Origin of the sequence: Streptomyces sp. NPDC050508 (genome assembly GCF_040655155.1) — a bacterium.
GTDB lineage: Bacteria > Actinomycetota > Actinomycetes > Streptomycetales > Streptomycetaceae > Streptomyces.
Window position 1 is genome coordinate 293,188 of record NZ_JBFAJJ010000007.1, and the last position, 24,820, is coordinate 318,007.

The 24,820-nt window shown below is 70.0% G+C and carries 19 protein-coding genes; 6 read left to right on the plus strand and 13 right to left on the minus strand.

The window, feature by feature from the left end; translation table 11 throughout:
• The first annotated feature begins 38 nt into the window (after positions 1–38).
• Positions 39–1,181: a tRNA dihydrouridine synthase DusB gene (dusB, locus tag AB0I69_RS22280; RefSeq protein WP_363097363.1), complete on the plus strand. Its 1,143-nt coding sequence runs from the start codon at positions 39–41 to the stop codon at positions 1,179–1,181.
• Here dusB and AB0I69_RS22285 read toward each other — a convergent pair.
• From AB0I69_RS22285 to AB0I69_RS22295, 3 genes are all read right to left on the minus strand, one after another.
• A complete protein-coding gene (locus AB0I69_RS22285) occupies positions 1,178–2,842 on the minus strand; it encodes a sulfatase-like hydrolase/transferase (protein ID WP_363097514.1) in 1,665 nt (554 codons plus the stop codon). The two genes, dusB and AB0I69_RS22285, sit on opposite strands and share 4 nt — an antisense overlap.
• A 799-nt stretch (positions 2,843–3,641) precedes the next feature.
• The gene (locus tag AB0I69_RS22290; RefSeq protein ID WP_363097364.1) at positions 3,642–5,579 is read right to left on the minus strand and encodes a glycogen debranching N-terminal domain-containing protein; all 1,938 of its coding nucleotides are present in this window, start codon (positions 5,577–5,579) and stop codon (positions 3,642–3,644) included.
• Positions 5,576–7,090, minus strand: a complete 1,515-nt coding sequence (locus AB0I69_RS22295) for a hypothetical protein (RefSeq protein ID WP_363097365.1) — start codon at positions 7,088–7,090, stop codon at positions 5,576–5,578. Before AB0I69_RS22295 ends, AB0I69_RS22290 begins: the two co-directional genes overlap by 4 nt.
• A 78-nt stretch (positions 7,091–7,168) precedes the next feature.
• Here AB0I69_RS22295 and AB0I69_RS22300 point away from each other — a divergent pair, with 78 nt between their 5' ends.
• Together AB0I69_RS22300 and ppdK are read left to right on the plus strand one after the other, a co-directional pair.
• Positions 7,169–8,371 (plus strand): ROK family protein, encoded by a 1,203-nt coding sequence (locus tag AB0I69_RS22300; RefSeq protein ID WP_363097366.1) that lies wholly within the window; start codon positions 7,169–7,171, stop codon positions 8,369–8,371.
• 468 nt (positions 8,372–8,839) lie between these two features.
• Positions 8,840–11,560 carry a pyruvate, phosphate dikinase gene (gene ppdK, locus AB0I69_RS22305; RefSeq protein WP_363097367.1) on the plus strand — a complete coding sequence of 907 codons (2,721 nt, stop codon included), beginning with the start codon at positions 8,840–8,842 and terminating at the stop codon, positions 11,558–11,560.
• Between the two features lie 111 nt (positions 11,561–11,671).
• On the opposite strand, the gene AB0I69_RS22310 is transcribed toward ppdK, so the two are convergent.
• From AB0I69_RS22310 to AB0I69_RS22325, 4 genes are all read right to left on the minus strand, one after another.
• Positions 11,672–12,109, minus strand: a complete 438-nt coding sequence (locus AB0I69_RS22310) for a hypothetical protein (RefSeq protein ID WP_363097368.1) — start codon at positions 12,107–12,109, stop codon at positions 11,672–11,674.
• Between the two features lie 115 nt (positions 12,110–12,224).
• Positions 12,225–12,995 (minus strand): GntR family transcriptional regulator, encoded by a 771-nt coding sequence (locus AB0I69_RS22315; protein WP_363097369.1) that lies wholly within the window; start codon positions 12,993–12,995, stop codon positions 12,225–12,227.
• Positions 12,996–13,029: 34 nt separating this feature from the next.
• Positions 13,030–13,446, minus strand: a complete 417-nt coding sequence (locus AB0I69_RS22320) for a TIGR03668 family PPOX class F420-dependent oxidoreductase (protein WP_363097370.1) — start codon at positions 13,444–13,446, stop codon at positions 13,030–13,032.
• A 38-nt stretch (positions 13,447–13,484) separates the two neighbouring features.
• Positions 13,485–13,967: an excalibur calcium-binding domain-containing protein gene (locus tag AB0I69_RS22325; RefSeq protein WP_363097371.1), complete on the minus strand. Its 483-nt coding sequence runs from the start codon at positions 13,965–13,967 to the stop codon at positions 13,485–13,487.
• A gap of 183 nt (positions 13,968–14,150) precedes the next feature.
• Here AB0I69_RS22325 and AB0I69_RS22330 point away from each other — a divergent pair, with 183 nt between their 5' ends.
• Positions 14,151–15,077 carry an oxidoreductase gene (locus AB0I69_RS22330; protein ID WP_363097372.1) on the plus strand — a complete coding sequence of 309 codons (927 nt, stop codon included), beginning with the start codon at positions 14,151–14,153 and terminating at the stop codon, positions 15,075–15,077.
• A gap of 34 nt (positions 15,078–15,111) precedes the next feature.
• Here AB0I69_RS22330 and AB0I69_RS22335 read toward each other — a convergent pair whose 3' ends face one another.
• From AB0I69_RS22335 to AB0I69_RS22350, 4 genes are all read right to left on the minus strand, one after another.
• Complete coding sequence (locus AB0I69_RS22335; RefSeq protein ID WP_363097373.1) at positions 15,112–15,888, minus strand: glucose 1-dehydrogenase; 777 nt, start codon at positions 15,886–15,888, stop codon at positions 15,112–15,114.
• A 71-nt stretch (positions 15,889–15,959) separates the two neighbouring features.
• Positions 15,960–16,544 carry a TetR/AcrR family transcriptional regulator gene (locus tag AB0I69_RS22340; protein WP_363097374.1) on the minus strand — a complete coding sequence of 195 codons (585 nt, stop codon included), beginning with the start codon at positions 16,542–16,544 and terminating at the stop codon, positions 15,960–15,962.
• Between the two features lie 71 nt (positions 16,545–16,615).
• The gene (locus AB0I69_RS22345; protein ID WP_363097375.1) at positions 16,616–17,755 is read right to left on the minus strand and encodes an LLM class flavin-dependent oxidoreductase; all 1,140 of its coding nucleotides are present in this window, start codon (positions 17,753–17,755) and stop codon (positions 16,616–16,618) included.
• Between the two features lie 130 nt (positions 17,756–17,885).
• Positions 17,886–18,797, minus strand: a complete 912-nt coding sequence (locus AB0I69_RS22350) for a LysR family transcriptional regulator (protein ID WP_363097376.1) — start codon at positions 18,795–18,797, stop codon at positions 17,886–17,888.
• Between the two features lie 152 nt (positions 18,798–18,949).
• On the opposite strand from AB0I69_RS22350, the gene AB0I69_RS22355 reads away from it, so the two are divergent.
• The gene (locus tag AB0I69_RS22355) at positions 18,950–20,359 is read left to right on the plus strand and encodes a M20 family metallopeptidase (protein ID WP_363097377.1); all 1,410 of its coding nucleotides are present in this window, start codon (positions 18,950–18,952) and stop codon (positions 20,357–20,359) included.
• 68 nt (positions 20,360–20,427) lie between these two features.
• Positions 20,428–21,744: an MFS transporter gene (locus AB0I69_RS22360; RefSeq protein WP_363097378.1), complete on the plus strand. Its 1,317-nt coding sequence runs from the start codon at positions 20,428–20,430 to the stop codon at positions 21,742–21,744.
• A gap of 24 nt (positions 21,745–21,768) precedes the next feature.
• On the opposite strand, the gene nirD is transcribed toward AB0I69_RS22360, so the two are convergent.
• The gene (nirD, locus tag AB0I69_RS22365; protein WP_363097379.1) at positions 21,769–22,119 is read right to left on the minus strand and encodes a nitrite reductase small subunit NirD; all 351 of its coding nucleotides are present in this window, start codon (positions 22,117–22,119) and stop codon (positions 21,769–21,771) included.
• The gene (gene nirB, locus AB0I69_RS22370; RefSeq protein ID WP_363097380.1) at positions 22,116–24,749 is read right to left on the minus strand and encodes a nitrite reductase large subunit NirB; all 2,634 of its coding nucleotides are present in this window, start codon (positions 24,747–24,749) and stop codon (positions 22,116–22,118) included. Before nirB ends, nirD begins: the two co-directional genes overlap by 4 nt.
• Between the last annotated feature and the right edge of the window lie 71 nt (positions 24,750–24,820).

A 24,820-nucleotide genomic window follows, 5' to 3' on the forward strand; every position in this document is an offset into this window, starting at 1 on the left:
CCGATACATGATCTTTGCCCGTACGTCACAATGGAGCAATGCCCACGCCCGTGTCGCCCTTGCGGATCGGTCCGCACATCGTCTCGCCGCCCGTCGTCCTGGCCCCCATGGCCGGGATCACCAACGCGCCCTTCCGCACCCTGTGCAGGGAGTTCAGCGGCGGCAAGGGTCTGTTCGTGAGCGAGATGATCACGACCCGGGCGCTGGTCGAGCGCAACGACAAGACCATGCAGCTGATCCGCTTCGACGCGACCGAGAAGCCGCGCTCGATCCAGCTGTACGGCGTGGACCCGGCGACCGTCGGCAAGGCCGTCCGCATGATCGCGGAGGAGGGGTTCGCCGACCACATCGACCTCAACTTCGGCTGCCCCGTACCGAAGGTCACCCGCAAGGGCGGCGGCTCCGCGCTGCCGTACAAGCGGAACCTGCTGCGGGCGATCCTGAAGGAGGCCGTCAGCGGGGCCGGGGACCTGCCCGTCACCATGAAGATGCGCAAGGGCATCGACGACGACCACATCACCTTCCTCGACGCCGGCCGGATCGCCGTCGAGGAGGGCGTCACGTCCATCGCGCTGCACGGCCGCACCGCCGCCCAGCACTACGGCGGCACGGCCGACTGGGACGCCATCGCGCGCCTGAAGGAGCATGTGCCGGAGATCCCCGTGCTCGGCAACGGCGACATCTGGTCGGCGCGGGACGCGCTGCGGATGGTGCGGGAGACCGGGTGCGACGGGGTCGTGGTCGGGCGCGGGTGTCTTGGGCGTCCGTGGCTGTTCGCCGACCTTGTGGCGGCCTTCGAGGGACGTGAACAGGACGTCTTGGAGCCGTCGTTGCGCGAGGTCGCCGACGTCATGGTGCGGCACGCGACGCTGCTGGGGGAGTGGATCGGCGACGAGGCGCGGGGCGTCATCGACTTCCGTAAGCACGTCGCCTGGTATCTGAAGGGCTTCGCGGTCGGGAGCGAGATGCGCAAGCGGCTCGCGATCACGTCATCGCTTGAGGAACTCCGGTCCGGACTCGACGAGTTGGACCTCGACCAGCCCTGGCCCGTGGGCGCCGACGGGCCCCGCGGCCGTACGTCCGGCAACAACCGGGTGGTGTTGCCGGACGGCTGGCTGAAGGACCCGTACGACTGCGCGGGGATCGGCGAGGACGCGGAGCTCGACACCTCGGGCGGCTAGTTGGTCTTCGGGTGGGGCGTCGAGCCGTACGCCGTGAGGAACCTGTCGCGGAAGGCGCTCATCTTCCACACCGGGGCGTCGTGCGCGGGGCGCAGGCCGTCCGACCAGTTCCAACTGTCGATCTTCGCAAGGACCTTGGGGTCCTTGGCGACGATCGAGATCGGCACGTCACGGCTGGCGTGGTTGCCGCTGACCCGGGCGATCGGCTGGTGGTCGCCGAGGAAGACGAGCACGGTGTTGTCGTTGCCGTAGCGCTCCAGCCACTGGGTGAGGGAGTTCACCGAGTACTGGATCGACTTGCCGTACTCCTGGCGGGACTTGGTGGAGTCGGCGATGACGTCGGACGCCTTGTTGCCGGCCTTCTGGATCGCGTCGAAGATCGAACCGTTGCCCAGCTGGTCCCACGGGACGAGCTTCGGGATCGGCGCCCAGGGCTGGTGGCTGGAGGTCAGGATCAGCAGCGACATCAGTGACTTGCCGTCGGTGCGCTTCTTGCTGTGCACCTGCTTCTGGTACTGCTCCAGCGCGTACTGGTCGGGCATCGTCGACCAGCTGAACTTCGGTCCCTTGTAGCCGAGTTGGAAGGCGTTGTAGACCTTGTCGAGGCCGTAGAAGCTCTGCTCCGGCCAGCCCTTCTGGATGCCCGGCATCACGCCGACCGTGTCGAAGGCGCCGGTCTTCTTGAAGGCGTCGGTCAGGCTCAGGTGGTCGCTGGCCATCACCGTGCGGTAGCGCTGCTGGTTGTTGATCCACAGGCCCGACATGGTGGTCGAGTGGCCGAGCCAGCTGCTGCCGCCGTAGGTCGCCGAGGTCAGCCAGCCGCTCTTCGCGGCGAAGCCGGCCTTCGACAGGGCCTTGGTGTCGGCGGCGAGGGTCGAGTCGACGCCGGGCGCCATGATCGGGTCCTCGATCGCGCTACGGCCGTAGCTCTCGATGAAGGTGAAGATCATGTCCTTGCCGCGGAGGTCCGGGACGAGCTGGCTGCCCGGGGTGTTGCCGAAGGCGTCGACCTTGGCCACCTTCTCGAACGCGGCCTCGTCGCGGAGCGTGTTGCGGACGGCCACCGTGCGGAGCTTGAGGATCGCGGCGGTGTGGTCCGCGGCGAACGGCACACCGGAGACCTGGAGACCGAACGCCGAGCAGGTGATCCAGACGGTGCCGGCGACCAGCGCGCCCCGGGAGGCGTGGGCCTTGTGCGCGGCCAGCAGGTTGCCGAGCCGGACCGTGGCCAGCGCCACCAGGACGATCAGCAGCAGGACGAAGAGGATGAGGCCGACGGTGATGCCGGAGGTGGCCGGTCCGCCCAACGTGTCCTTGAGATAGCTCTGCGCGTCGCCGAACAGGCTCCAGTCCAGGATGACGTTGAAGCCCCGGCCCAGGTATTCGTTGAACCCCATGTCGAGCATGTTCAGGATCGCCACGACGGCGGCGAGGGCACCGGAGAACGCCGCCAGCACGATCCGCGGCCGGCGCGGCAGGCTGATCAGGATGACAGCCCCCATGATCGCCTCCGCCGGGAGCCGCATGAACTCGGTGGGCTTCAGGCTGTTCACCGTGGTCGGCATCTGCAGGCAGACGAGGACGAGAGCGGCGGCGAGGACGGTGACGGTCCAGGACACGACGCGAGCGCCAACGGGATGCCTCTCCCGCCAGACCTGCATACGTCGCCGCAGCCCGAGCCGGCTGCTCCAGGCGCGGGGGGTGGGGCGGGGGGTGGGGTCGGTGGCTGCGTCGGGGTCGGCTTCAGGTTCGGCTTCCGCGTCGGCGCTCGATTCGACTGCGGTTTCCGCGTCCGGGGCGGGCACGGTGGTCTCGTCGGGGGCCTTGGAGCCGGAGGTTTGGGAGTCTGCGGCTTCGGCGTGGTCAGCCGTTTCCGGCTTCGCAGCGTCGGGCGCGGAGGCGGACACGGTTTCGGGCGCGGCCTTCCCCGGGGCTTCGGGCCGCGCTTCTACGGCTCCCTCGGAGACGGCGTTCTCGGCGCGCCCGGTCTCAGCGGCGGGAGATGCGCCGTCGGCTCCGGCGCCCGTAGCGGAACCGGTCTCGGACTCGGGCTCCACGTTCGCAGGCACGTCGGCTTCCGCTTCCGTGACCCCGGCGAGGGCGGCCTCGGTGTCGTCGGCGATCCCGGAGGAACCGGTCCCGCCCCGCTTCTCCGCGCCCGCCGAAGGCTCGACCTCACCCGAGTCCGAGCCGGCCGCGGAAATCCCCGTGCCGGCAACGGAGTTGGCCTCGGTGTCGGTGTCCGCAGAACCGCCGGAGGCCTCGGCTGCCCCGGCCGTGTTCGGTGTCTTGCGTGTGCTCGTGTGCTGAGGCAACCCGAAGGTCCTTCCGTGCGAGGCCCGTGATCGGAGCGGCGGCCCCAACTGGGGAGGCAGGACCGCCGCCATTCCGTACGAGTTGCCTCATGCCCCTGTTCACGGAACTGGGCAAACACCCGGCAAACGGCTTATCACCGTTGCGTCACGCGCCCCCGACCGCCGTGAGCAGCGCCAACGGAGCCGCCGCCGACCGGGACTCCCGCACGCACGCGTGCGGGTACGGAACCGGCTCCGGGTGGGTGTCGCGGCCGTAGCCCGCGAGGACCTCCGGGAGGCGGTGGCCGGCCGCGGTCGCCGCGTCGACCAGCGCGTGCGCGACCGTACGGGCCTCGTCGTGCAGGCCGTAGCGGGCCAGGCCCAGCGTGATCAGGGCGTTGTCGTGCGGCCAGACCGAACCCCGGTGGTAGGAGAGCGGGTGGTACGCCGCCTGGCCGGAGGCGAGGGTGCGGACGCCCCAGCCCGAGAAGAAGTCCGGTTCCAGGAGTCTGCGGCCGACCAGCGCGCCGTACTCCTTGTCCAGGAGGCCGGACCAGAGCAGGTGCCCGGCGTCCGACGCCAGCGCGTCGACCTGCCGGCCCTCGCCGTCCAGCGCCAGCGCCGGGAAGGACTGGTCCCGCATCCAGAAGTCCCGCTGGAAACGGTCCCGGAGGTCGGACGCGGCCTGTTCCAGGAGCGCCGCGTACGTCTCGTCCTCCCACACCGTCCGCGCGACCCACGCCGTGCGGCGCAGCGCGTCGTACGCGTACCCCTGCGCCCCCGCCGCCATCACCGGGCCGCTGGCCCGCGTGCCGTCGGCCCCGCAGATGGCGCCGGGGGAGTCCTTCCAGTTCTGGTTGGCGAGGCCGCCCTGGTCGGCGCGGTAGACGAGATAGCCGCGCGAGGTCAGGCCGCCGTGGTCGAGCATCCAGCCGATCGCGGCACGGGCGTTGGGTTCGAGGCGGCGGGCCAGGGCTGTGTCGCCGGTCTGCTCGACATACGCGCCGAGCAGCACCAGGAACAGCGGGGTCGCGTCGACCGAGCCGTAGTAACGCCCGTACGGCACCTGCCCGAAGTGCGCCAACTCGCCGTGCCGTACCTCGTGCACGATCTTGCCGGGCTGGGACACCGACTCCGGGCCCACGGCCGTCGCCTGCGTCGCGGCGAGCGCCGGGAGCGTGGCGGCGGCGAGTTGGGGGCGGTAGGGGAGTGCGAAGAGGGAGGTGAGGAGCGCGTCCCTGCCCAGGAGGGTCAGGAACCACGGTGCCCCCGCCGCCGGTACGCGCAGTTCCTCGCCGTCCGGACCCGTCGCCGGGACCTGGAGCGAGGCCAGGTCCGACAGGCCCCGGGCGCAGGCGGCGGCCAACTCCGGCCAGCCGGTGGGGAAGGAGACGCCCTGGACGTACTCGCCCTCCAGCGCGAGGAGTTGCTCGTTCAGGGCGGCCGGTGAGCGCGGGACGCGCAGGGCGCGCTTGTCGCCGTGCGGGCGGGCCATCACCCGCAGGGCCAACTCGGCGGTGCCGTGCGGTTCGAGGTCCAGGGTCCATACGAGGCGGCGGGCGCCGGTGCCTGTCTCCTCGACGCCGTCGGGAGCGGGCTCGGCCGTGACCGTCGTACAGGACCGCCATTCGCCGCGCTGGTAGGCGAACTCCACGCCGTCGTCCAGGACTTGGCGGGAGCGGGTGGCGCCGGTCTTCGCGTAGGTGCGGTAGTCGGAGCGCAGTTCGAACTGGTCGGTGAAGTCGGCGTCCGCGGTCACCGCGAGCCGGACCGTCGTCGGCACCGGACGGTTGCTCGTTACCTTCAGCGACTCGACGAACGAGCCGTCACCGACGGCCTGTTCGCGGAAGAGCGTGTGCGCGGGCGGTTCCTGGCGGCCCCCGCGCGGGACCAGGACGCAGCGCGCCATGTCCCCGTCGGAGACCGGGGTGAGTGCCTCGGGCACCGCGCCGTCGACCGTGAGCTGCCAGCGGCTCAGGTGCCGGGCGTCCCGTACGAATAACCCGTCCGGGGAACTCCCGCCCCGGACGCCGCTGATGTCCCCGCCGTCGCCCACAGCCGCGAACGTCCCGCCGTGTACGAGCAGATGATGCCGGTCCGTCATCCCCGGTCCCCTCCCTTGACTCCGTTGGCGACCTTGACTTCTCTGTCACTCACTTCTGTGTCGCGCATGTCGAACGTGCCGAGACCCGTGGCGGACACGCCGTGCCCGGGGGGCTCGTGAAGCAGATCGAGGGTCAGTGCGGCGGTCCAGCTGAAGCCGGTCGCGCCGCACGCCTCGCCGTCGTACGGATCGACGTACTCGGCGAAGTCGGTGGTGTCGGCGGTCTCCAGGACCGCCGTCCGCAGCGCGTCCGCGCGCGCCCGCTCGCCGTGCAGCCGCAGGCCGCGCTCCAGCAGCCAGGCGGTGTTGAACCAGGCCGGTCCGCGCCAGTACCGGTGCGGATCGAAGGCCTCGCCCAACAGGTCGTAGCTGGGCGGGAGTTCAGTGCTGTCGCCGAGCCCGAAGTGCGGGCCGGACGCCGTACGGACGAGGGCGCCGGTGATGTCCCGGGGCAGGTCGGGGAGGAGGAGCGGGATGAGCCCGGAGACGCTGCGCTCGGGGATGAGGTCCCCGCCGCGCACGTCGCGGCAGAAGAACATGCCCTCCGCCGGGTCCCACAACCGCTCGATCAGCACCCCGGTCAGGCGCTCCGCGCGCGCGTGCCGTGCGGTGCCGGTCGCGCCCAACTCCCGGGCGATACGGGCCAGTGCGTGCTCGGAGGCGATGAGCAGGGCGTTGAAGGACGGGTCCTCCACCGCGAACTCGCTTGCCCCGTCGGCGTATTCGCCGTCCCGGTAGTCCGTCGCCAGGCGCACGTACCGGCCGTAGTCCAGATCCGTCGGCCGGTCCTCGGCGGCCCCGTGGTCGAGGTCGGCGCGGCGGAAGGAACGGGCCGCGGCGGGCGTGATGCGACCCAACGGGGCATCCCAACAAGGGCTGTTGTCCATACCCTGTTCCCAGGGATGCACGACGGACGCGAGCCCACCCCCACCCAAGTCCCGCCGGTGCAGCAGATAGCGGTGCCAGGCGGCCAGCCGGGGGTAGACACCGGCGAGGAAGCCACGCGCGCGGGACAGGCCCGGGTCGGCGCAGTGGACCAGCCACGCGGCCAGCGCGTGGACCGGTGGCTGCACGATGCCCGAGGTCTGTACGGTGCGCGGGGCGCCCACGGCGCGTCCTGCGGTCGAGGAGCGCCAGAAGTCGGGGCTCGGGAAGTACGCGTCGAGCGGTACGGAGGGGTTGAAGACGATGTGCGGGATACGGCCGTCGCCCCACTGGGCGGCGAGCAGCGTCTCCAGCTCCGTCTGCGCCCGCAGCGGCGAGAGGTGCCGCAGTCCGATCGCGATGAACGCGGAGTCCCAGGACCACTGGTGCGGATACAGACCGCGGGAGGGGACCGTTGAGGCACCCGTCCAGTTCCCTTCCAGTACGGCAGCCGCCCTGAGGTGCAGGGAACCTGACAAGGGCGGTGGTTCGTATACGAAGGTGCGTTCCACGGGGAGGGCTGTGAGCTGGGCAGTGCTATCCACTCGGGACTCCACGAAACACATCGTGCCGACCGGTTCGGTCATGGCTACCGTAGGGTTACGTCTATTTAACACGCAAAACTCAATATGTAATGCAGGGTTGAGAAACACAAGGGGGTGCGCATGACTGGACGAGGTCAGGCGAGCGCCGGTGATCTGCTCGAACTGGTGCGCACCGGGCGCGCCACGACCCGCGGCGCCCTCCAACAGGTGACCGGACTCTCACGCGCGACCGTCGGCCAGCGCCTGGACCGGCTCTTCCGCGCGGGCTGGCTGCGCGAGGGCGCGGGCGGTCCGGTGGACTCCCCGCTGGGCGGCAGGCCCTCGATCACCCTGGAGTTCGACGACGCCCACGCTGTAGTCCTCGCGGCGGACCTCGACACCCGCCACGCGCGCGCGTGCGTGCTCACCCTCACCGGCGAGATCCTCGCCGAGCACGGCGGCACGCTCGTCATCGAGGACGGCCCGGACGCCGTACTGGGCGAACTCGGCCGCTGGTTCGCCGAGCTGCTGGAGAAGGCCGGACATCAGCCGTCCGAGGTCTGCGGGATCGGCCTCGCGGTCCCCGGGCCCGTCGACAGCGAGACCGGCCGCGTCGTCCAGCCGCCGATCATGCCCGGCTGGGACGGCTACGACATAAGATGCCGCCTGGCCCGCGCCTTCACCGAACACACCGGCGCCCCCCGGGTCCCGGTCCTGGTCGACAACGACGCCAACCTCATGGCCTACGGCGAACAGCACACCGGACACCCCGGCTGCTCGGCCTTCGTACTGGTCAAGGTGTCGACGGGTATCGGTGCGGGGGTCGTCGTGGACGGCTCCGTGTACCGAGGTATCGACGGCGGCGCCGGGGACATCGGCCACATCCGGGTCCCGGCGGGCGCGGACGCGCTGTGCCGGTGCGGGTCCTACGGCTGTCTGGCCGCCGTGGCGAGCGGTGGCGCCGTGGCGCGACGGCTGGCCGAGACCGGGGTGCCGGCGGCGTCCGGCTCGGATGTGCGGGACCTGCTGGCGTCGGGGCACCCGGGAGCGGCCGCGTTCGCCCGGGAGGCGGGACGGCAGGTCGGGGATGTCCTGGCGACCGTCGTGACGCTGCTGAACCCCGGGGTTCTGATGATCGCGGGAGACCTGGCCGGGACCTCCTTCCTCACGGGTGTACGCGAGCTGCTGTACCAGCGGGCGCTGCCTCGCTCCACCGCTCATCTGCACGTACTGACCTCACGGCTCGGCGAACGGGCCGGGCTGGTGGGAGCGGGTGTGCTGGTCGTGGAGCACCTGTACGCGCCGGAGCGGGTCGAGGAACGGCTGCTCGCGCTGGGCATGTGACGTGCGTCGGCAAGCGGCGTCCGCGGGCATGTGACGTCCGCGGGCATGCGACGTCCGCGTTTCCGTCCCGATGCCGGTGTCCGTGGCCGTCCGGATGGTGAAATCCGGTCGGGTGTGGAAGCGTGATTCTCGCCACCTTTGATAGGGGTGGCGCTCAGGTGAGCGGATCTTGCGCGGCTGCACTTCTCCAAGGGGTGGCACTGCGTGCCACCCCTTGATCGTTCATCGATCGAAAACAGCCGAGCCGCAAGCCGCTCACGTGAGCGGAAATGTGCGCTGACGTGCCATGTTGCATTCAAGAAGTGAAAACATCCGGCGGTGTTCGCTTGCCGAGCTTTGATTTTCGATCCGCTGGCGGACTGCCGGTTACGGACGCATGACATGCAAGTGGACGTACCCAGGCGCCTTCGATCTGGGTATGTTCCTGGCCGTCAGGGCAGCCACCCGCGTCCCGAGGAGTCGAGACCCGTGTCGGAAAACAAAGAACCCCACGTAGCGAAGTTCGTCTATGACTTCACCGAGGGAAACAAGGACCTCAAGGACCTTCTCGGCGGCAAGGGTGCCAACCTCGCCGAGATGACGAACCTGGGCCTCCCCGTGCCACCCGGCTTCACCATCACCACCGAGGCGTGCAAGACCTACCTCGACAGTGGCGAGGAGCCGGCGGCACTGCGTGACGAGGTGAGTGCACACCTCGATGCGCTGGAGTCGACGATGGACAAGAAGCTGGGGCAGGCCGACAACCCCCTCCTCGTATCGGTCCGTTCCGGGGCGAAGTTCTCCATGCCCGGCATGATGGACACCGTCCTGAACATCGGCCTCTCCGACAAGTCCGTGCAGGGCCTGGCGAAGCAGGCCGGCGACGAGCGCTTCGCGTGGGACTCGTACCGCCGCCTGATCCAGATGTTCGGCAAGACCGTCCTCGGCGTCGATGGCGACCTCTTCGAGGAGGCCCTCGACAAGGCCAAGGAGGTCAAGAAGGTCACGGTCGACACCGAGCTGGACGCGGCCGACCTGAAGAAGCTGGTCACCCGGTTCAAGCGGATCGTCAAGACCGAGGCAGGACGCGACTTCCCGCAGGACCCGCGCGAGCAGATGGACCTCGCCATCCACGCGGTCTTCGACTCCTGGAACACCGACCGCGCCAAGCTCTACCGCCGCCAGGAACGCATCCCGCACGACCTCGGCACGGCGGTCAACGTCTGCTCGATGGTCTTCGGCAACCTCGGCCCGGACTCCGGCACCGGCGTCGCCTTCACCCGCGACCCCGCCAGCGGCCACCAGGGCGTCTACGGCGACTACTTGCAGAACGCGCAGGGCGAGGACGTCGTTGCCGGCATCCGGAACACCGTGCCGCTGGCGGAACTTGAGCAGATCGACAAGGCGTCGTACGACCAGCTCATGCAGATCATGAAGACCCTGGAGAACCACTACAAGGATCTCTGCGACATCGAATTCACCATCGAGCGCGGCCAGTTGTGGATGCTGCAGACGCGGGTGGGGAAGCGGACGGCGGGTGCGGCCTTCCGTATCGCGACCCAACTCGTCGACCAGGGGCTGATCGACGAGGCGGAGGCCCTCCAGCGGGTCACCGGTGCCCAGTTGGCGCAGCTGATGTTCCCGCGCTTCGACGACGAGGCGAAGGTCCAGCAGGTCGGCCGGGGCATCGCGGCCTCGCCGGGTGCGGCGGTCGGCAAGGCGGTCTTCGACTCGTACACGGCGGTGAAGTGGTCGCGTTCGGGGGAGAAGGTGATCCTGGTCCGCCGGGAGACCAACCCCGACGACCTCGACGGCATGATCGCGGCCGAGGGCATTCTCACGTCGCGCGGCGGCAAGACGTCCCACGCGGCGGTGGTGGCGCGAGGCATGGGCAAGACGTGCGTGTGCGGCGCCGAGGAACTGGAGGTCGACACCAAGCGGCGCCGGATGACGGTGCCGGGTGGTCACGTGGTCGAGGAGGGCGACGTGATCTCCATCGACGGTTCGAGCGGCAAGGTGTACCTGGGCGAGGTCCCGGTGGTTCCTTCCCCCGTCGTGGAGTACTTCGAGGGCCGGATGCACGCGGGTGCGGACGACGCCGACGAGTTGGTCGAGGCGGTCCACCGGATCATCGGATACGCGGACCGAGTACGCCGGTTGCGCGTGCGCGCCAACGCGGACAACGCCGAGGACGCGCTGCGCGCCCGCCGCTTCGGGGCGCAGGGCATCGGCCTGTGCCGTACGGAGCACATGTTCCTCGGCGACCGCCGGGAGTTGGTGGAACGGCTGATCCTGGCCGACACGGACACCGAACGCGAAGAGTCCCTCAAGGCTCTACTCCCGCTCCAGAAGGCAGACTTCGTCGAGCTGTTCAAGGCGATGGACGGACTCCCGGTCACCGTCCGCCTGTTGGACCCGCCGCTGCACGAATTCCTGCCGGACATCACGGAGTTGTCGGTCCGCGTCGCGCTCGCGGAGTCCCGCCAGGAGTCCCACGAGAACGACCTGCGCCTGCTCCAGGCGGTCCACCGCCTGCACGAGCAGAACCCGATGCTGGGGCTGCGGGGTGTGCGGTTGGGTCTGGTGATTCCGGGCTTGTTCACGATGCAGGTAAGGGCGATCGCCGAGGCCGCCGCCGAACGCAAGGCGGCGAAGGGCGACCCGCGCGCGGAGATCATGATCCCGCTCGTCGGCACGGTCCAGGAACTGGAGATCGTCCGCGAGGAGGCCGACCAGGTCATCGCCGAGGTCGAGGCGGCGACGGGCACGTCGCTGAAGCTGTCGATCGGCACGATGATCGAACTCCCGCGCGCGGCACTGACGGCGGGCCAGATCGCCGAGGCGGCGGAGTTCTTCTCGTTCGGCACGAACGACCTCACCCAGACGGTGTGGGGCTTCAGCCGCGACGACGTAGAGGCTTCGTTCTTCACGGCCTACCTGGAGAAGGGCATCTTCGGCGTCAGCCCCTTCGAGACGATCGACAGGGACGGCGTGGGTTCACTGGTGAAGCTCGCGGCGAAGGCGGGCCGCGAGACCCGTCCCGACCTCAAGCTCGGCGTCTGCGGCGAACACGGCGGCGATCCCGAGTCGGTGCACTTCTTCCACGAGGTCGGACTGGACTACGTGTCGTGCTCGCCGTTCCGGATCCCCGTGGCTCGGCTGGAGGCGGGGCGGGCGGCTTGCGTGGCGCAGGGGAGCGATCACCGCTGACAGATCTCCGGGGCAGCCGTCGGTCATCCTGACCCTCACCGACGCGGCGGTGGTTCCGGACTGAGGAAGAGGGCGGCACCCCTGTGCGGGGGGTGCCGCCCTCTTGTGCTGTCACTGGCATTCGGCGATGTGGCACTCGCAGTCGCAACGGGGCGTCAGCAGGATGCCTGCGGATCCTGGGAGGAATACGTCCCGCGTTTCGCGGCAGTCGCCATGCAGATCTTCGTAGCCAGGACGTTTGGCGAGCGCGCACTCGGCTGAAGGCGCTGAAACCTCCTTTGTCGTGCGGGGGTTCTGGACGGCGGCTGGGAGACCGGAGTTCGTCGCTACTGACACCCCTTGCCAGGAACGGGAGTTGGCTTCGGCCATGCCCGCGCTCAGGGCCTCCGCAGGGCTCGTGGGCGTCAGCCGCTCCGGCCTCGCGTCCCACTCGATGCCGCCGCCGAGTGGCCTGAGTTGCACGTACGGGCCTGTGAAGCCCATGACCTTGCCGACTCGGTTGGTGGTGGTGTCCTTCATGACGTCGCCCACCTGCGGTGTGTCCGTCATCGCGCCGACTCCGTCCGCTACTTGTATATCCAAGTTGGAATCAACTTAACGGGGCCTGCTTGGATATACAAGTTGCTCTCGGAGTCTGGGAGCCCAAGGCAGTCGAAGTTCGGGATCAGGGCACGTCGATGACGTACTGGAAGAGATGGCGGTCGCCGGGTACGCGTGAGTCCAGTACTTCGACCACTCGCCCGTCCTCCACGCAGGCGCTGCGCAGTACGCGAGCCAAGGGGACGCCGGGCGGGATACGCAGTGCGCCGACCTCCGACGGGGTGGGCATGCGGATTTCCAGGTCCTCGACGAAGCGTACGATCCGCTGGCCCACGGGTCCGGCGGGATCCTCGATGAGGGCACTCACGCCGCCGGGGATGCGTCCGGACTTCTCCACAGGGCTGTCGGCGAACAACTCCTCCGGGTAATAGCCGTCCACCAACTGCATGGGCTCGTCGTCGATGAGGAAGGCACGCCGCCGGACGATCACCGAGGCATCCGCCGACAAACCGAGCCGCTCCGCGACTTCGGCCGGCGCGGGAACCCTCTCCACCGACAGGATCTGCTGCTGCGCCCGCTGCCCCTGTGCCGCGGCCTCGGCGGTGAAGTTGCTTACGCCGGTGGAGCGTCGCTCGCGGAAGTTGGCGCCGGTCGTCTGCAATCGCACTCTGGGCGGCTGACGTACGAACACACCCCTGCCCTGCTCGCTGATCAGCAGTCCGTCGGCCTTGAGCAGGGACAACGCCTTGCGTACGGTGACCCGCGTCGTGCCGTACTCGTCCTTGAGTTCGTTCTCCGACTTCAGCTTCTCGCCCGGCGTCAGCCTGCCCGCCGCGATCGCTGCCCGCAGGTCGTCCGCGATCCGGCGGTAGGGAGGAAGATCTCGGTCCGGCATGTACGCCACCTCGGGTTCGGCTGTCCCGGCAAGGCTATGTGAAGGCCCAGCCGCTCCACTGCTCGACCCGAATCGCGACCACGGGGCCTTCGGGAGGGGAGTTCCGGTACTGGTCGTACTTGCCGCACAGCAACTCCACTGCGCGGTGTTGTTCCTGACCGTCCTCCAGTACTTCGCCGAGACCGTCGGCGCGAGCCCACCACAGTGTCGACCAGTCGTCGGCGTAGTGGTCCACGAGCAAGGTCACCGACGGGTTCTCCCTGATGTTGCGCAACCGCCTTAGATTCCAAGTGCTCTTGGGCTTGTGGTCGACCGCGAAGTACAAGGCGTCGCCCAGGACGACGAAGGTGACGGGAACCGCGTGAGGTACCCCGTGTGCGTCGGCTGTCGCCAGCCGGGCAACGGGTGACGCGGCGAAACGTTCCCGGGCGACGTGTGGCGATAGCTTCATGTGGTCCACCGTACTGAGCGGCTACGCAGGTTCAGGACTCACTCGCAGGCGACCCCGTCGCCGTCCCGGTCGAGGTGGGAGTCGTAGCCGGGGTCGCCCCGGTAGAGGGGTGTGACGCCGGCGGCGCGGGCGGCGGTGCAGTTCGTGTAATAGGTGCTGCCGCCACCGGAGTTGGTGTCGTCGGAACCAGAACCGGAGCCGCTGCCTGCAGCCGCCTCGACGGTCACCGTCTTGGTGACCTTGACGGTCTTCGTCGCGGTGACCGTGGGCGCGGGAGCCGGAGCGGCGGTCTCCGTCGCGGTCGCCGTGATGGTCATCGTCGGCTGCGGCTTGGCGGCGGCGGGCTTCGCGTCGGCTGTCGTGTCCTTCTTCGTGTCCTGGCCGGAGCCGCCGGCGCCGAGGCCTATGAGGAAGGCCAGTGCGAGGGCCGGGAGTACGTACCGCTTGCGGGCCCAGCGGGGTGCGGGCCGGTCCGGTTGGGGAGCCGGTGGTACGGGTGGCATCGCGTATGGATGGGTCATCTCGTCCCCCTGTGTCTGGTGTGGTACGGAACGTAATGCCGGGACCGGGCAGGTGAAGGAGGAGTGACCAACCTGTGATGGTCCGTGATGGTCGTGTCACTCGGCGTGCGGGGAGCGGGGCCGGTCCGGCTCTCGTACGCTCTTCGTGCACCGGGAAGCACGCGTCGACGAAGGGAGCCGCCCATGTCCGGCTGGAACGAGAAGGCCGTCTCCGACCAGCGCGGCCGGGTCGCCGTCGTCACCGGGGCCAACAGCGGGCTCGGCTACGTCACCGCGCGGGAGTTGGCCCGCAAGGGCGCCCGGGTGGTGCTCGCTTGTCGGAGCGAGGCGCGGGGGAGCGAGGCCGCCGACCGGATCGTCGCCGAAGTGCCGGGTGCCGAGGCGCAGTTCGGGCGGCTGGATCTCGGGGATCTGGCCTCCGTACGGGAGTTCGCGGCCACGTTTCCGTACGAGCGGCTCGATCTGCTCGTCAACAACGCCGGGGTCATGGCGATGCCGTACGGCACGACGGTGGACGGCTTCGAGACGCAGTTCGGGGTCAACCACCTCGGGCACTTCGCGCTCACCGGGCTGCTGCTGCCGGCGCTGCTCGACGCTCCCGACGCCCGGATCGTCACGGTCTCCAGCTTCATGCACGTACTCGCCAACATCGACATCGACGACCTCAACAGCGAGCGCCGGTACAGCCGTTGGACCGCCTACTCCCGTTCCAAGACCGCCAACCTGCTCTTCACGCACGAGCTGGCGCGGCGGCTCGCGGCGGCCGGTTCGGAGGTGGTCGCGACCGCCGCCCATCCCGGGTACGCCGCCACCAACCTCCAGACCGCCGGGCCGCAGGCGGAGGGACGCAGGTCCGCCGAGCGGCTCATGGAGGTCGGCAACCGGGTCTTCGCCCAGTCGGCGGAGGCCGGCGCGCTGCCCTCCCTCTACGCGGCCACCGCCCCCGACGTACGCCCCGATTCGTTCTTCGGCCCCCGTATCGCGATGTGGCGCGGGGCACCGGCACCGTCCTGGCGGGCACCCTGGACCCTCAACGACGCGATGGGGCAACGCCTTTGGGCTGCCTCGGAGGAGCTGACGGGAGTCGTGTACGACCAACTCAAGGCGTGAGTCGTCGAGTTGCCGGAATTCAAGCCCCTGGTCTTCACGCCGTCGCGCCGCTGTCCACCACCAGGTCGGTGCCCACCACCGACGCCGCGTCGTCCGAGGCCAAGTAGAGGACGGCGGCGGCCACTTCGGCCGTAGCGGAGATGCGGCCCAGGGGGAGCGTGGCCCGTACGCGTTCGGCGCGGTCGGCCTCCGTCTCGCCGGTGCGCAGGGACATGGGGGTGTCGGTGGCGCCGGGGCTGACCACGTTGATGCGGACGCCCTCGCGGATGTGGTCCACGGCGGCACCCTTGCTCAACACGGCTACGGCGGCCTTGGAAGCGGCGTAGGCGGCGGCCCCGGGGCTGCTCGTGTGCACGCCGAAGGTGGAGGCCACGTTGACGATCGCACCGCCGGACGGCTGGGTACGCATCTGGCGGATCTCCGCCTGGAGCGCGAGGAAGACTCCGGTGACGTTGATGTCGAGCTGTGTGCGCCAGTCCTCTTCGGTGAGATCGGCGAGGGGGCGTCCGCCCCGGAAGATCCCCGCGTTGTTGACCGCGACGTCGAGTGAGCCGTACCGGTCGACGGCTGCCTGCACCAGGGCGCGAGCGTCGGCGGCCTTCGACACATCGGCGCTCACGGCGAGGGCCTTCCCGCCCCCGCCCTCAATCAGCGCGACCGTCTCGTCGAGCGGTTCCCGACGCCGCCCCGCTACGACGACGTTCGCCCCCTCCGCCGCGAACGCGAGGGCGATCGCCCGTCCGATGCCCGAGCCCGCACCGGTGACGACGGCGGTCCTGCCGGAGAAACGGTTGCTGAGGTGGTTGCTCATGAACGGGCCTCTTTCTTGATCGATCGGTTCAATATAGGGGCGCGAGAAAACGCCGTGAGGGGGACGGAATCTCAGTCGAGCAGTGTCAACGCCTGCTCCGCCGCGTCCCGCACCCGCGCCGGATCCCCGGACGCCCGGCCGACCACCCGCAGCCCCTGCATCAGCACCAGCAGCATGCGCGCGAGGGTGAGTGGATCGCGGTCGGCGGACAGCTCGCCCTGCGCCTGGGCCCGCACCAGCGCCGAGCGCAGCACCGCCTCCAACTGGTCCCAGTTGCGCTCGACCAGCCGGGTCGCGGCCACGTCGTGCGGGGCGAGTTCGGCCGCCGTGTTGGTCACCAGGCAGCCCAGCGCCCGTAGTTGCTCGTTCGCCGCCTCGGCCGCGTACCGCCGTACGATCGCTCGCACGGGCGGCAGTGCGGGGCCCGGCTGCGACAACTCCCGCACCATCGGCGTGAGTCCGGACCGGTCGTAGCTCTCCAGCGCCTTCAGATACAGGTCGTGCTTGTTGCCGAAGGTCGCGTAGATGCTGGCCCGCCCGATGCCGAGGTGCTCGACGAGGTCGGACATCGACGTCGCCTCGTAGCCGCGCCGCCAGAACAGCTCCAGGGCTGCCCGCAGCGCGGCCTCGGGATCGAACTCCTTGGTTCTGGCCATGCCCGGCAGTCTAGGTTAATCTAGAACGATCAGTCAAGAATGCCTGTTGAGGTGCACAGGGGGCCCGCCGGTCACGCGAACTCGGGGATCAGCTCGCCCACCCGGCGGATGCTGTCCATGACCCGCTCGTGCGGGATCGCTCCCACCTGCTGGAAGCACATCAGCCGGTCGATGCCCGCGTCCGCGTACGCCCGCAGTTTCTTGCGGCAGGTGTCGGGGCTGCCGACGATCAGGGAGTCCTGCGCCATCAGCGCCTCGAACAGCTCGTCCTCGGGGACCGTCTCGCCCTGGAGGATGCGGCCGATGGCCAGTTGGGCCGCGTTGGGGACCGTGTCGACCTCGTCGCGCAGGAACGCGCCGGTGAGGCCGCCGCCGGTCGGGTCGGCCAGGATGTCCTGCTGGATCGTCATCGTCTCGACGAACGCGTCCGCCGCCTCGAAGAAGGTGAGCGCCCGCGCCGTGTACCAGGCCGCCGCGGCTGCCGCGCCGGACCGCAGTGCCTCCTCGTCGGTCTCGGCGCAGTGGACGAACGTGAAAAAGGCGATCTGGTCGTTGACGAAGGCGCCGGCGGGCTGCCCGCAGTCGGCTACGGCCTCCCGGTACAGCTCCACCAGCCGGGCCACCCGCGTCAGTGGCTCCCAGAGGGTCGTGCCCAGGACGCCCACTCCGCGCCGGCCCGCCTCCTCGAACGACGCCGGGCTGGAGGCCGCCTGCCACAGGGGCGGGTGCGGGTGCTGCAGGGGTGCGGGGACGAGTGGCTGATCGCCGGCGCCCGTCCACAGCCGGGGTATCTCCTCGAAGGCCCGCTGGGTCTGGGCGCGGGCGCCCGCCGGGTCCACGCCGAACATGCGCCACTCGGGCGCCGTGGAGCGGGTCAGGCCCAGCTCCACCCGGCCGCCGCTCAACTGGTCCAGCCAGGCGGCCCGTTCGGCGACCCGCCGCGGGTGGTTGATCTCGGCGGGTGCCAACACCGCCGCGTGGCCCAGTCGTATCCGGGACGTGCGCTGCGACAGTGCCGCCAGCAGCAGCTCCGGCGCCGAGCTGAGGCTGAACTCCGCCGCGCCGTGGTGCTCCACCTGCCACCAGCAGTCGTACCCGAACTCGTCGGCGAGTACGGCCTGTTCGACCGCCTCCGTGATCCGCCGGTGTTCGTGGTCCTCGGCCGTCCACGGTCTGGGGTCCTGGATCTCGCTGAACATGTCGAGCTTCACGTGCCGAACTGCCCTTCTCTCCGGCCGACTTGTGATGGGAAGCGCTCCCACGCGGCCGGATCAGATTGCCAGGGAAGTGTGTTACGGGCGTGACGTCCCGCTGTGAGGCTCATGTGCAGGTGGTAGTGGTTCAGGGGGAGTGGTCCCGCCGCAGTGACGCCATCAGCAGTTCGGTGAACTGTGTCGCCGACCAGGACGGCCGTCGCCCCGTCGCCGTCTGCACCTGTGCCTCGCGCTGCCGGAAGACCGGGTGGTCGACGGGGACGTACGTCACCCCCTCGGTCGCAGCGCTCTGCTCTGTGTCGCCCAGGTCTCCGACGAGCGCGAGGCCACCTCCCGCGCGTACGAACTCGTACTGCGGAGCGAGGCTGTCGCAGACCAGTGCGGGGCGGACCGTGATCCCCTCCAACTGGGCGCCGATGTCGAAGAGTTCGCGCTGGCTGGTGCCCGGTGAGGCCAGGGCGAGCGGGTAGGCGCAGAGGTCGGCGAGGCCGATGCGGTCGCGTCCGGCGAGTTCGTGACCGAGGGGGACGATGGCGGCCACCGGGACCACGACGGCGCACTCGACACGGACGTCGTGCTGCGGGCCCATCGTGTAGGTGACGGCGACGTCGGCGAGGCCCTCGACCACGCGGCGGGTCGCCTCCTGGCGGGCGACGACGTCCACCCGGAAGGCCACGTCGGGGTGGGCGCGCCGGAAGTCGGCGATCGCCCGTGGCACCAGTCGCCGCGCGAACCCCTCCGAGCAGGCGACGGCGACACTGCGCGCCTCCGCGCCCCGCCCCGTCCTCAACTCCTCGACGAGCGTGGTCGATTCGGTCTCGGTGCGGCGGGCGTGGGCCAGCAGCCGGGAGCCGGCGTCGGTCAGGATCATCCCGCGCGGATGCCGGGCGAACAGCGGGACCCCGATGCCGGACTCCAGCTTGGCGACCTGCCTGCTGATCGCCGACGGCGCGACGTTCAGGGCGTGCGCCGCCTCGGTCACCGATCCGGTGCGGGCGACCTCCAGGAAGTAGGCGAGGTTCACCGGCAGGAGTTGCATAGAGGCTCCCGTGGTCATGCAGTGCGTTGCTGAAAGTAGAACGCTTCGCGTCACAAACGGCAATGGTCGCGGGCCCGGATCCGCCCTACTCTGCTGGAACGACGAGAGCGCACCGCCCGCCCGACCGCCGCCCTCCCTGGAGAAATCTTCCCGTGATCCCTGAGAAACTGGCCCGTAAAGCCGAGGAGTTCGTCGACTCGGGCGACTTCTTCACCGAGCTGGCCACCATGGTCGCGTATGCCACGGAGAGTTCCCGCCCCGAGGGTCGCCTTGCCATTGAGGCATACCTCGACGAGTTCCTGACCCCCGCCCTGACCGCCCTCGGCTGCGAGGTCGCGCGCCACGACAACCCCGATCCGGCGGCCGGCCCCTTCCTGATCGGCACCCGCGTCGAGTCCCCCGACCTCCCGACCGTGCTCGTCTACGGCCACGCGGACGTCGTCGAGGGCCAGGCGGGCCGGTGGAGCGAGGGCCGCGACCCGTGGACGCTGACCGCCGAGGGAGACCGCTGGTACGGGCGCGGCGCCGCCGACAACAAGGGCCAGCACCTGGTCAATCTCGCCGCCCTGCGCCTACTCCTCGCCGACCAGGGCTCGTTGGGCTTCAACCTGACCTTCCTGCTGGAGTCCGGCGAGGAGATCGGCTCACCCGGACTCGCCGAATTCGCCGCGGAACACCGGGAGTTGCTGCGGGCCGACGTGCTCGTCGCCTCCGACGGACCACGCCTGGACGCCACGACACCGACGCTGTTCCTCGGCGCGCGCGGCGGCCTCCAGCTCCAACTCGCCGCCGATCTACGGCCGGACGCCTACCACTCCGGCAACTGGGGCGGCCTGCTGCGCAACCCCGCCACCACCCTCGCCGGCGCCGTCGCAACCCTGGTCGACGGCCACGGCCGTATCCGCGTACCGGAGTTGCTGCCGCCCGCGATCCCGCCGGAGGTCCGCGAGGCACTCGCCGGTGTCACCGTCGCGGCCTCGCCCGGTGATCCGGTGCCGGACGAGGGCTGGGGCGAGCCCGGAATGTCCGCCGCCGAACGGCTCTACGCCTGGAACACCCTCGAAGTCCTCGCCCTCGGCGCGGCCGACGCCGACCGGCCGGTCAACGCCATCCCGGGCAGCGCCCGCGCGGTCCTCCAACTCCGGTACGTCGTAGGCACCGACGCCGATCAGGCCGCCGAGGCCGTCGCCCGGCACCTGGTCGAGCACGAGTACCCGATGGTCGACGTCCGCGTGCTCGGCAGCTTCGCCGCGAGCCGCACCCCGCTCGACGACCCGTGGGTGCGCTGGACCCGGACCACGCTGGAGGAGGTCACAGGCGGCCCGATCGCCGTGCTGCCCAACATCGGCGGCTCCCTCCCGAATGCCGTCTTCACCGACGTCCTCGGCCTGCCGACCCTCTGGCTGCCCCACTCCTACCCCGGCTGCCTCCAACACGCCCCCGACGAACACCTGTTGGCGCCGATCGCCCGCGAGGGCCTCGTCCTGGCGGCCGGCCTGTTCCACGCGCTCGGCCGTCCGTCGGCGGACCGGCCGCTCCCCCTTTCCGTACGGCCCCGATAGTCCCCGAGTCTCGGCACCCGCGCCCCGTCCGGCACACCCCTCCCCAACACCCGCCGGAAGGACCCCCGATGACCGCTCCGTCCCCCCAGCCCACGCAGTCCACCCACCCCGACGACACCCAGGCACCGCGCCGCCCCACCGCACGACGCGCCATCGCGGTGGCCAGTATCGGCAACGCGCTCGAATTCTTCGACCTCGCCCTGTACGCGCTGATGGCCTCGTACATCGGCCGCACGTTCTTCCCCGGCGGCAACCCGGGCGTCCAACTGGTGCAGGCCTACGCCGTGTTCGGCGTGACGTATCTGATCCGGCCGCTCGGTGGCCTGCTGCTCGGCGCGTACGCGGACCGCAACGGCCGTAAGAAAGCACTGCTGTTGTCGATACGGCTGATGGTCCTCGGCACGTTGCTGCTCGCGGTGATGCCCGGTTACTCGACCCTCGGCATCGCGTCGACCCTGGGGATCGTGGTCGCGCGGCTGATCCAAGGGTTCGCCGCCGGGGGCGAGTTCGGGGCGGCCACGTCGTTCCTGGTCGAGCAGGACGAGCGGCGCAAGAGTTTCCTCGGCAGCTTCCAGTTCGCCAGCCAGGGACTGTCGACCCTCATGGCGGCAGGCTTCGCGGCGGCGCTCACGGCTCTGCTGTCCGAAGCCCAGATGACCTCGTGGGGCTGGCGCGTGCCGTTCGCGTTCGGTCTGCTGATCGGCCCGGTGGGCTATTTCGTACGCCGCTACATGGACGAATCGCCCGCACTGGCACCGGAGTTGGAGTCGGCCACCCCGAAGCCCTCGCCGATCGTGTCGGTCTTCCGGTACCACTGGGGTGGGCTGCTGATCGCCGGCGGTGCGCTGATCGTCTCGACGGCGCTGAACTTCATGCTCCAGTACCTGCCGACGTACGGCATCGGTCAACTGGGCCTGGACGCCTCGCTGTCGTTCACCGCGCTGCTCATCGCCGGGGCCGTCCTGACCTTCTTCACGCCGCTGGTGGGGTTGTTGGGCGACCGCCACGGCCGGTTGCGCATCATGATCCCGGCCGCGGTGCTGATCGGCGTGAGCGTCGTCCCGCTCTTCCTGTGGCTCAACGCCTCACCGTCCTTCCTCACGTTCGCGGTGTGCGCCACCGCCCTCGCCCTGCTCAAGGCCGTCTACTTCGGCACACTGCCGTCGGTGATGGCCGATGTCTTCCCGACCCGGGCCCGCGCGACGGGCCTGTCCTTCAGCTACAACACAACGGTCGCACTCTTCGGCGGCTTCACACCGACGATCGCCGCGGCCCTGATCGAGGCGACGGGTTCGCCGGTCGCACCGGGCTACTACCTGCTGGCCACGGCCGTGTTGAGCACCGCCGCCCTGACGACCGCACTGCGTACGCACCGGATCCGGTGACGGGGAGGGCGGGCGCGCAGGTCATCAGTGCGCCCGCACCTCATACGTCGCCACCCGCACCGACGCGTCGTCCAGGCACTCCCCGGAGACCAGATCGAACCGCTGCTTGAGCAGCGGCGACGCGACGAACGGGCGGCCCTGGTGGGTGCCGGTCAGGCCGCGGGAGAGGACCGCCGCGCCGCTGAACGGGTCGCGGTTGTCGATGCCGTAGAGGGTGCCGGAACGGTCGCGGAACAGGGCGACCTGGCGGCCGTCGGGCAGCAGGGCCGCGACCCCGCGGCCGGGGGCGAGCAGGTTCAGGTCGCAGACCGTGAACCAGCCCTCGGCGAGCTGGAGTTGGACCTTCAGGTCGGTCGTCTCGGGAGCCAGGGTCATCGCTGGGCGCTTCCTTCCAGGACGTCTGCGGTCTGCTGGGGCCGCATGCCGATGGTCAGCAGCGGCAGGTCGGGCTTGATCTGGTCGCGCTCGGGGACGAAGCCGACGACCGGGTCCGGGGTGTCGGGCGCGTTCACGAAGGACACGAACCGGGCCAGCTTCTCGGGGTCGTTGATGGTGGTGGCCCACTCGTCGCGGTATCCGGCGACATGCGCGGCCATCAGCGACTCCAACTCCCCGCAGATACCGAGCGAGTCCTCCACGACCACATCCCGTACGTGGTCCAGGCCGCCCGGAATCCGCTCCAGCCACACGCTCGTGCGCTCCAGCCGGTCGGCCGTACGGATGTAGAACATGAGGAACCGGTCGATCAGGCGCACCAGTTCGGCATCTGACAGGTCTTTCGCAAGGAGGTCCGCGTGGCGCGGAGTCGCGCCGCCGTTGCCGCCGACGTAGAGGTTCCAGCCGTTGGCGGTGGCGATGATCCCGAAGTCCTTCGACTGGGCCTCGGCGCACTCGCGGGCGCAGCCGGAGACCGCCGACTTGAGCTTGTGGGGCGACCTCAGTCCCCGGTAGCGCAGCTCCAGGTCGATCGCCATCCGGACCGAGTCCTGGACGCCGTAGCGGCACCAGGTCTGCCCCACACAGGACTTGACGGTGCGCAGGGCCTTTCCGTACGCGTGGCCCGACTCGAAGCCGGCGTCCACCAACCGGGCCCAGATCAGCGGGAGTTGCTCCACCCGCGCGCCGAAGAGGTCGATGCGCTGGCCGCCGGTGATCTTCGTGTAGAGGCCGAAGTCGCGGGCCACCTCGCCGATCACGATGAGCTTCTCGGGGGTGATCTCGCCGCCGGGGATGCGCGGCACGATCGAATAGGAGCCGTTCTTCTGCAGGTTGGCGAGGAAGTGGTCGTTGCTGTCCTGGAGGGCCGCCTGCTCGCCGTCCAGGACATAGCCGCTCGCGCCGATCGTCGGGGCGAGGGACGCGATGATCGACGCGACCGTCGGCTTGCAGATCTCGCAGCCGTCGCCACCCCGGGCGCCCTCACGGCCGTAGCGATCCAGCAGATCCTGGTAGGAGTTGACGCGCAGCGCGAGGGCGATCTCGTACAACTCCTCGCGGGTCTGCGCGAAGCAGCCGCACAGACCCTTGTCGACCTCGACGCCGTTCGCCTCCAGCTCGGCGGTGACCAGCTGGCCGAGCACCTTGACGCAACTCCCGCAGCCCGTACCGGCCTTGGTGCACTTCTTCACCTCGGGCACGCTCGTGCAGGAGTGGTCCGTCACCGCGCCGCGGATCGCGCCCTTGCTGACGTTGTGGCAGGAGCAGATGACGGCCGCGTCGGGGAGGGCGGACGGCCCGAGTTGGACGGCGCCCCCGGAGCCCGCCGGCAGCACCAACTGCTCGGGGGAGACGGGCGGTACGGACCCGGTGAACGCGCGCAGCGTGCCGTACGCGTCCGCGTCGCCGACCAGGATGCCGCCCAGCAGCTCGCCGCCCCGGCCGATCACCAGCTTCTTGTACGTCCCCGCCCGCGCGTCGGAGTAGACGACGTCGAGGCAGTCCGCGGTGACCCCGTGCGCGTCGCCGAAGGACGCCACGTCCACGCCGAGCAGCTTCAGCTTGGTCGACAAGTCCGCGCCGGTGAACGCCGATTCGTCCCGCGCGATGGTCGCGGCGGCCGTCTCCGCCTGCTCGTAACCGGGCGCCACCAGGCCGTACACCCGGCCGTCCGCCGCCAGCGCGCACTCGCCGATCGCGAACACCTGCGGGTCGGCGACCGTACGGCACTGCTCGTCGACCGCGATGCCGCCCCGCTCACCCACCGACAGACCGCAGTCACGGGCGAGTTGGTCGCGCGGGCGGACACCGGCGCTGAACACCACCATGTCCGTGGCGAGTTCGGAACCGTCCGACAGCTTCATCCCGGTGACGGCGCCGTCCGCGCCGGTCACGATCTCCTGGGTGCCCACACCCGTGTGGACGCTCAGGCCCATGTCCTCGATGGTGCGCAGGAGCGCGGCGCCGCCGCCCTCGTCGATCTGCACCGGCATCAGGCGCGGCGCGAACTCCACGATGTGGCTGGTGAGTCCGAGCCCCTTCAGCGCACCCGCGGCCTCCAGACCGAGCAGCCCGCCGCCGACCACGGCACCCGTCGGCGCACCGGTGGTCGCCTTCGCCCTCGACTTCGCGTACGCCTCGATCGCGAGCAGGTCCTCGATCGTGCGGTAGACGAAGCAGCCCTCGGCGTCCCTGCCCGGGACCGGCGGCACGAACGGATACGAGCCGGTGGCCAGGACGAGGGTGTCGTACTCAACTGTCAGTCCGGAGCGGGCGGTTACCGTTCTCGTCGCCCGGTCGATCGTCTCCGCCGGGTCGCCGACGTACAGCTCGATGCCGTGATCGGCGATGAACTCCGCGTCCGTGAGCGACAGTTCCTCGGGCGTGCGGCCCGAGAAGTACGAGGTGAGCTGGACGCGGTCGTAAGCAGGACGCGGTTCCTCGCACAGCACGACCACACGGTGCGTGGCGGTCAGGCCGCGCTCGGCGAGCGCTTCGAGGAAGCGCTGACCGACCATGCCGTGGCCGACGAGCACGATGGTGGGCGCCACACGCGGATTCGAGGTCATGCCCAGGAGCCTGCGACGCCGGTGTTACCCGATGGCATCCCACCTGTTTCCCGCGAGGAACGCTGCCCTCA